This window comes from Candidatus Accumulibacter vicinus (genome assembly GCF_000584955.1).
Classification (GTDB): domain Bacteria; phylum Pseudomonadota; class Gammaproteobacteria; order Burkholderiales; family Rhodocyclaceae; genus Accumulibacter; species Accumulibacter vicinus.
On sequence record NZ_JDSS02000013.1, the window covers coordinates 21,857 to 29,097 of the forward strand.

At 60.8% G+C, this 7,241-nt stretch carries 10 protein-coding genes and 1 pseudogene; 6 read left to right on the forward strand and 5 right to left on the reverse strand.

The annotated features are described in order from the left end of the window. The 4 genes and pseudogenes from pgi to cls form a co-directional block, all read right to left on the reverse strand. Positions 1 to 582, reverse strand: a pseudogene (gene pgi / locus CAPSK01_RS21690) (glucose-6-phosphate isomerase); the annotation flags it as partial. A gap of 255 nt (positions 583 to 837) precedes the next feature. Next, complete coding sequence (locus CAPSK01_RS03365; protein ID WP_034922540.1) at positions 838 to 1,278, reverse strand: hemerythrin family protein; 441 nt, start codon at positions 1,276 to 1,278, stop codon at positions 838 to 840. 120 nt (positions 1,279 to 1,398) lie between these two features. Beyond that, positions 1,399 to 2,010, reverse strand: coding sequence for a transcriptional repressor LexA (gene lexA / locus CAPSK01_RS03370; protein WP_034922673.1), 612 nt, complete (start codon positions 2,008 to 2,010; stop codon positions 1,399 to 1,401). A gap of 126 nt (positions 2,011 to 2,136) precedes the next feature. Next, positions 2,137 to 3,567 (reverse strand): cardiolipin synthase, encoded by a 1,431-nt coding sequence (cls, locus tag CAPSK01_RS03375; protein ID WP_034922543.1) that lies wholly within the window; start codon positions 3,565 to 3,567, stop codon positions 2,137 to 2,139. A 426-nt stretch (positions 3,568 to 3,993) separates the two neighbouring features. On the opposite strand from cls, the gene CAPSK01_RS03380 reads away from it, so the two are divergent. The 5 genes from CAPSK01_RS03380 to CAPSK01_RS03400 all read left to right on the forward strand — a co-directional run bounded on the left by CAPSK01_RS03380 (position 3,994) and on the right by CAPSK01_RS03400 (position 6,435). Continuing rightward, positions 3,994 to 4,524, forward strand: coding sequence for a CHRD domain-containing protein (locus tag CAPSK01_RS03380; protein WP_273703014.1), 531 nt, complete (start codon positions 3,994 to 3,996; stop codon positions 4,522 to 4,524). 191 nt (positions 4,525 to 4,715) lie between these two features. Continuing rightward, the gene (locus CAPSK01_RS03385; RefSeq protein ID WP_034922549.1) at positions 4,716 to 5,039 is read left to right on the forward strand and encodes an ATP-binding protein; all 324 of its coding nucleotides are present in this window, start codon (positions 4,716 to 4,718) and stop codon (positions 5,037 to 5,039) included. A 32-nt stretch (positions 5,040 to 5,071) separates the two neighbouring features. After that, positions 5,072 to 5,362, forward strand: a complete 291-nt coding sequence (locus CAPSK01_RS03390) for a hypothetical protein (RefSeq protein ID WP_034922551.1) — start codon at positions 5,072 to 5,074, stop codon at positions 5,360 to 5,362. Beyond that, positions 5,359 to 5,745, forward strand: a complete 387-nt coding sequence (locus CAPSK01_RS03395) for a hypothetical protein (RefSeq protein WP_034922554.1) — start codon at positions 5,359 to 5,361, stop codon at positions 5,743 to 5,745. The genes CAPSK01_RS03390 and CAPSK01_RS03395 overlap by 4 nt, the downstream gene beginning before the upstream one ends. A gap of 141 nt (positions 5,746 to 5,886) precedes the next feature. Next, on the forward strand, positions 5,887 to 6,435 hold the full coding sequence (locus tag CAPSK01_RS03400; RefSeq protein WP_034922556.1) for a hypothetical protein: 549 nt from the start codon (positions 5,887 to 5,889) through the stop codon (positions 6,433 to 6,435). 238 nt (positions 6,436 to 6,673) lie between these two features. Here CAPSK01_RS03400 and CAPSK01_RS03405 read toward each other — a convergent pair whose 3' ends face one another. Continuing rightward, positions 6,674 to 6,853, reverse strand: coding sequence for a hypothetical protein (locus tag CAPSK01_RS03405; RefSeq protein WP_034922558.1), 180 nt, complete (start codon positions 6,851 to 6,853; stop codon positions 6,674 to 6,676). A 114-nt stretch (positions 6,854 to 6,967) separates the two neighbouring features. Here CAPSK01_RS03405 and CAPSK01_RS03410 point away from each other — a divergent pair. Continuing rightward, positions 6,968 to 7,241: LysR family transcriptional regulator (locus CAPSK01_RS03410; protein WP_034922561.1), on the forward strand; the 274-nt coding region annotated here is incomplete at its 3' end.

Here is a 7,241-nt window from a genome sequence, read left to right on the forward strand (position 1 = left end):
TGGGTCGAGCGTTTGCAGGAGCGGCGCCAGTTGAGCCCCATCGAGGTTGGAGACGTAATGTACGCCAAGTGCCGGATGCGAGATTGAACGTAAGGCGTAATCGAGCATCTTCGGTCCGAGGTCAGACCCGCCGATGCCGATATTGACGACATGACGAATCGGCATGCCTGTGAAACCAAGTGCTTGCCCGGAGCGAATACGGTCGGCAAAGGCAGCCATCCGCTGGCGCGTGGCGATTACCTCGGGCATCACGTCCAGATCAGCACTGGGGAAGGGACTGATCGATCGCCGCAGGGCAACATGCAGGACCGATCGATCTTCGCTGGCATTGATTTTCTCCCCGCTGAACATGCGGGTCGTCAATTCGTCAAGTCGGGCCTCGCGGGCCAGTGCGACCAGCAGGGCAAGCGTTGTCGAATCGATGCGTTGCTTCGAGAAGTCGTAATAGATGCCGTCGTAGTTTAGCGAGAGCGATGCTACACGCCCAGGATCGTTGGCAAAAAATTGTCTGAGATGCACCGGAGAGAGCGATAGCCGGTGCGCTTCGATAGCCTTCCAGGAGGCTGAGGCGGTGATGTTCATGGTCGATGAAAGCTCATGGATGAGTGATCAGGCCGGCTGCAAACGGCCCGTGGAGGGGGAGGGTGACGAAATATGACAAGATATGCCGTTCCGGTTATCAGCTTGCCAGAATGCTCGGAAGAACGCAAAAAAGAATGATGGAAGGACATTGCGAGACTTTCCCCGGCGAGATTCGATCCTTGGTGGTCACGATGGGCCCTGTTGACGGGATGCTGGCCGGGTCATCGGCGGGCACTGGGAACGGCCAGGAGGGAATCAGATGATCGGCGCTGTGGCAGGAATGCTGTTGGCAGACCTTGCCTGGCGGCCACGCACGCTGGCTGCGAAGGGCTTGTCTTCCTCGGAGATATGGCGTTCGAACCAGTACTCGGCATAGCGCAGGAAGGAATGGACATCGCGCGCACCATTGCGCACTTCGTCGAAGGCCTTGCGCAGTGACTGCAAATTCTCTCGATGCACGGCATCGTGATCGAGGAAGTCTATGCCGACTTCCCGGGCCATGCGTTTTTCGGTGCTGAAATGGTGCTCCAGATAATCGAGCAGGCTGTCGAACGCAGAGAAGCAGACCGGTTCGTTTCCGAAGGACGCCCCCTTGAGCGACTCAATTCGCTGAAAGATCTCTTCGTGCTGTGCATCAATTTCCGGGAGATCGATCACTAAGGCCTCCGGCAGCAAACCGGTAGAATTGATCTCCATCACAACGGACTCTCCAGGAAAGGTTCAACTATTCACTTGATACAGTATAAAAAAAGAGTGTGAACAATTCCAGAAAAATCAGCGTTTGCTTAAGCAGACCGAAGTCAGTCCGGACCGCACTCACCTCGACTCACTGCCACGGATCAGGCCGACCACCACGCCTTCGATGGCCAGTGTACGGGCGTCCGTATTGATGGTGATCGGCGCAAAATCGGGATGCTCGGCAATCAGTTGGATCATGTTGCCCTGCTGGTGGAAACGCTTCACCGTCACCTCGTCATCCAGCCTGGCCACGACAATCTGGCCATGGTGCGCTTCGCTACTGCGGTGCACGGCGAGCAGGTCGCCATCCAGAATCCCGGCGTTATGCATCGACATGCCACGCACGCGCAACAGAAAATCGGCACGCGGGCTGAACAGGCCGGGATCAAGGGTATAACGACGTTGAATGTTTTCCACGGCCAGTATCGGACTGCCGGCAGCCACACTGCCGATCACGGGCAGTCCCAGTGGTTCGAGCAGCCGAATACCTCGCGCCGAGCCCGGTTCAAGCATGATGATGCCTTTCTTGGCGAGTGCCCTGAGGTGTTCTTCAGCCGCATTGTGCGAGGCAAAACCAAAGGCATGGGCAATCTCGGCCCGCGTCGGCGGCGCGCCAAGGTTCTCCAGGGTGTCACGGATAAAGTCGAGTATTTCCCTTTGTCGCGGGGTAAGCGGTGTAACCTTGAGCATGACCATGGCCTCCCATCGTTAAGGCTGTATTTCCATACAGATTAGCACGAAAAGGCAAGCGGCGGCAGTATGCTTGAGGGTCAGGACAGGGAAAATCATTTCTCTTTCCGGGTATTGCCGTTCCGGTCAGAGCAGCGGACTCATCACCTGCACGGCATTTTCGAGCACGTGACGCCAGTGTGGGCGCGCGCGCCATTGTTCCAGCAGCAAGGGTCGCGAGCGAGATTCGTAATGGCGTTGCAGTTCGCGGACTTCGGCCGAGAATTGCTGGTCGTAGGCGATCAGCGAGATCTCGAAGTTGAGTTCGAAGCTGCGCAGATCAAGGTTGACGGTGCCGAAGATCGTCACCTGTTCATCAATGACCATGCTTTTGGTATGCAGCAGACCGTCTGCGAAATGGAGGATGATGATGCCGACGGCCAGCAGGTCGTCGTTGTAGGCATCGCTGGCGTAGCGGACGAGCCAGGAATCAACCTTCTCGGGAACGATCAGAATGACACGCACGCCACGTGCAGCCGCCGAGCGGAGCGCGACCAGCAGCGTCTCGCTGGGAACAAAGTAGGGTGTGGTCAGAACGATCTCGCGCCTGGCCGCGTAGATTGCCGTGAGCAGCAGCGCCTCGATGTGGCGGGTCGAGGCCTGCGGCCCAGAGGGGAAGATCTGTACCTGGCTGTTACCGGCGAGCGACAGTGCGGGTGCTGGCGGCGGTGCGAAATCACCGCCGGACTGCAGGACGGTCAGCGACAGCGACACCGCTTCGAGCGCCCAGGCCGCCGGGCCTTCGATCCGGACCATCGCATCGACCCATTCGCCGACGCCGGCGCTCTGCTTGAAGAAGCGCGGGTCGGCGATATTCATGCTGCCGGTGTAGGCGAGGCAGCGGTCGATGACAGCGATCTTGCGATGATCACGCAGGTCGAGGCGAACGAACAGCACGCGCAGGGGATTGACCGGCAGGACTTCGACGATCTCGACGCCGGCGGTGCGCAGCCGTTCGATCGCTGCACTGCGGAAAAAGGAACGGCTGCCAAGCGAATCCATCAGTGCGCGACAGGAGACGCCGCGGCCTGCGGCATTGACCAGCGCGGTGACCAGGTCATCGACGAAGCCGCCGGCACTCCAGATGTAGAATTCCAGGTGCACCGTACTGCGGGCGGCGTCGATGTCGGCAATCAGCATGCGCATGATCGACTCGCTGTCGACGAGCAGTTGCAGTCGATGGCCGCCCATCAGCGGCAGGCCGGCAAGACCGGTTGCGAGCCGGCTGATGCTCTCCGCTCCACTAGAGAGGGTGGCAGGCGCCACCACGTCTTTCGCCGGAATATTCCCGGCCCAGCGCAGGATTTGCGGTTGCAGGGTAATGGCCCGTTGCATCCAGGTCCTGCCGAGACGGCGTTCGCCGATCAGCAGATACGCCAGTGCGCCGATGGCCGGCAGGAGAATGACCAGCAGCAGCCAGGCCAGCGCCGTGCCGTGCGAACTGCGCCGCGAAAAGATGCGCAACGAAACCGCCAGCGCCAGCACCAGATAGACGAAGGAAAGAAGACTGAAAACCATAGGGCAGTATGAGACTGTTGCAGCGAATGGGTCAACGTGATGCGTACGGCAGTACGTTACTGTCGGCAGCCGCTTCAAGCTCCCGGAAGCCGGGCGTCTGCTGGGTCGAATGACCGCGATGGGCGCTCCACAGCACATCGCCGGGTACGGCAGCGTCAATTCATGCACGTGCATCGCCAACTGTCGGAAATTCTTACAGTTCGTTGTCGGTGCTGCCGACTTGCCGTGACAAGTGTTTGATTCGATTCTTTTGTCATGGATCGGCGTGATTCTTGCTTGGTAATTCGGTGTCGTGGGATTCGCTGCTGCCATGCAGAATCCTACGGCATTGAAAATAACCATCATATATCAGGTGATTAGGAGGGACAGATGAAAAGTTCAGTGCTTGTTGCGGCAATGTCTGCGACCATGCTTCTCGTAACGCCTTTGGCGCATGCGGAGTTGATCAAGTTTCACGCCAAGCTCAGCGGTTTGAACGAGGCGTCGTCTAACGCTTCGCCGGGCATCGGATTCGCCGAAATCGAGTTCGACACAACGGCCCACACCATGCACGTAACCGCAGACTTTTCCGGACTCCTGGGCACGGTAACGGTCGCGCACATTCATTGTTGCACGTCGCTACCACTGACGTCGACCGCCGGAGTCGCGACGGCCACACCCACCTTTCCCGATTTCCCGGCTGGGAAGACGAGCGGCAGCTATGACCAGCTTTTTGACCTGACGCAGTCCGCCTCTTTCAGCGCGGCGTTCATCACGGCCAACGGCGGTACGCCCGCAGGTGCCGAGGCGGCGCTGATCGCCGGTAGCAAAATCGGTAGAAGCTACTTCAACATTCACACCAATCAGTTTCCCGGCGGCGAGATCCGCGGCTTTCTGGTTCCCGAGCCGGCCATGCTCAGCCTGCTGGCCCTGGGACTGGCTGCCGGCCTGATTTCGCGCCGCCGCCAGCGCATCTGATTTCGCCAATATGGGCAGGCGGTCGATGATCCTCCCGCTACGGGTGTGGTCGTGGCTCTCGTCGGCAGAGCCGAACCGCGCCGCAAGGGGGCGCTGACCCGACCGCTGGCCTGCACCTGACGGCGTTATAATCCCTCTCTGCATGCGCGATGCGTGCCGCGTGCCCGTCCGCAACCAGTGAGGAATCCCCGATGAATGATCACCGTGCGCGTGCCAAGGCCTTCTTCAATGCGCTTGATCTGGACAAACCGATCGAATTCGGCGTCGCCGGATTGGTCGACGGTGGTCTGGACCGGCATCTCTACGTCGAGAATATCCATGGCGATGGCGAATTCGATCTGGTGCAGCAGTTGGCCGACCAGATCGATTTCGCTGCCAGCGCCGGGGCATATCTGTTTACCGGTAATCGCGGCACCGGCAAGACCACCGAGTTGCTGCGTCTGGCGAAGATCCTTGACGACCTGGGTTGCGAAGTATTCTACGTCGACCTGACCGAATACCTGATCCTGAGCTGAGTTCGGGTGGCGACCTGCGTGATTACTTCCGCATGCTGCGCCTGGCAATCACCCGTTCGCCGATGCGCGATGCGCTGGCGCTGTCCGACGCGGTGCTGCGCGATACCGAGGATGCCGTGCGCAGTGACATGCTGCCGATTGCAGCCGACGATCGCGCATGGCTCGCCAGGATCATGGCAAGCCACAAGCCGGAGTTGCCGAGTCTCGACGAGTTGCCCGATTTCGCCCGGCTGCAACAGGGCAAGTACATTCTGCAGTACCGCAACGGTGACGACTGGTTTGACGTGCCCCCCCTCTTGCGACGAGAAGTGGGCGAGGGGTGAAGTCCGACCAGCTCGAGGATCTCTGGAGTCAGTTGCGACTGCACATCGAGTGGGCGCAGGGCTTCAGCCTGATCCTGCTGTTCGCCCAGCACCCGCAACCGGTCAACCTGTTGCGCGAGCGTCTCGCGGACAGTCTGCGTCTGCGGACGCAGCGCCTGCGCGTGTGGCAGCCGAGTTCGACAGACGAGGTCGGGACCTTGGCCGAACAAATTTTCAAAGCATCCGGCAATCTGGCTGCCGGCCCGCTGTGGGTCGAACTCTGGCGGCACGCTGCTGAAGGGTCCTGGCAGCAGGCGCGGACGCAGCTTCTGCTGCGCCTCAACGAGCGTCGCTTTCTGCTCGAACGTGATCTGCGCAAGCCCCTGCTGCTGCTGTTGCCGTAGGAAGAGCATGGGACGGTCTACGTCTACGCTCCAGACCTCTGGGCCATCCGTAGCTTCACCGCAGAATTACCGAATCCACCGAATCCGCCACCCAAGGCGCTGCGTGGTCACGTGGCCGCCGGGCCGGCGAGAACGGAGCTAGTGAGCGCGTCCAGGCAGGCGAGCGAACTCGAGTGGGAACGTCTCTGGACCGGCACGGCCGATCGCGCTCGCCTGGATCCGCGCGACGGCTTCGCCGCCTTCGCAGCGGCGCGCGAACGCGGCGACCTCGATGCAGCGGGCGTCGTGGCGGCGCAAACGCTCGAGCTGGCGCGCGCTCAGGTCGTGGCGACACCGACAATGATCCGCGAACGGAACCTCGCAATCGCCGTGAGCCAGCTCGGCGATATCGCCGCCGACCTCGGCGACCTCGAAGCGGCGCGCGGCGCGTACGGCGAGAGCCTCGAACTGAGCCAGCGGCTGCGTACGAGCCTGGGCGACACGCCGCAGGTGCTGCGCGACCTGTCGGTCTCGCTCGAAAAGGTTGGGGGCGTCGCCGTCAAACTCGGCGACCTCGAAGCGGCGCGCGGCGCGTACGGCGAGAGCCTGGCGCTTTCTCGGCAATTGCATGCAGCCTTGCCCGAACACCCGCGATTCGCCAAGGAACTGACTGACGCCGAAGCTCGATGGGCCGCGCTGTCGGAGCGCTGACAGTCGCGTCTGCGATCCGCCGCGAATGCCTTCCTGGCTGCCTGTGTGGGCGCTCCCTGCGTATGGCTCAACGCTCCGGGGCTGGGTGATCGCGTCGCCACCTGGGACGCCGGCAACCCCAAAATCGGTGCTGTCGGCGTCCCGGAACAGCCTGCCATTGACCGCCTGCGCCAGGACGCCGAAGACGCTACGCGCAATGGTCTTGTCCGGTGCCAGTCTTCCTTGCGCCCTGGTGGATTTAACGGTGCGCCATCGGCGACATCAGCAGGAGATGCAGGAATTTGTCGATTCCTCTGGCCAGCCAGCCAAGCGATTGGTGGGTGATGGCGGCATAGAGGTCACCGGTGGCGATGCTGCGCTGATTGCGTGCGCGCTCAACAATCATCATTATCTGTTCGCGGTTGAGGTCGGTTGTCATGGGTTTCTTCCTTGAGTTTTCTCGGTACCCGAGAGTGCAACGCTACTGTAATTGTTCGCCGATACGCCGGCAAACGATCAATAATCAGCCAATGCGTGAGAATATCTCTTCCATATGACTTACCGATTGCCCCCTCTGAACTCGCTGCGTGCCTTCGAAGCGGCGGCCCGCCATCTCAGTTTCAAGGATGCCAGCGAGGAATTGGCCGTGACGCCCACAGCCATCAGCCACCAGATCAGGGGTCTTGAGGAATACCTCGGTTTTCCGCTCTTTCACCGCTTGACGCGCGCACTGGAGCTGACGCGCAAAGGCCGGGCGATGCTGCCGAAGGTGCGTGAAGGCCTGGAATGCTTTGCCGCCGCGATCGAAAGCACGCGGTCGCATGAAG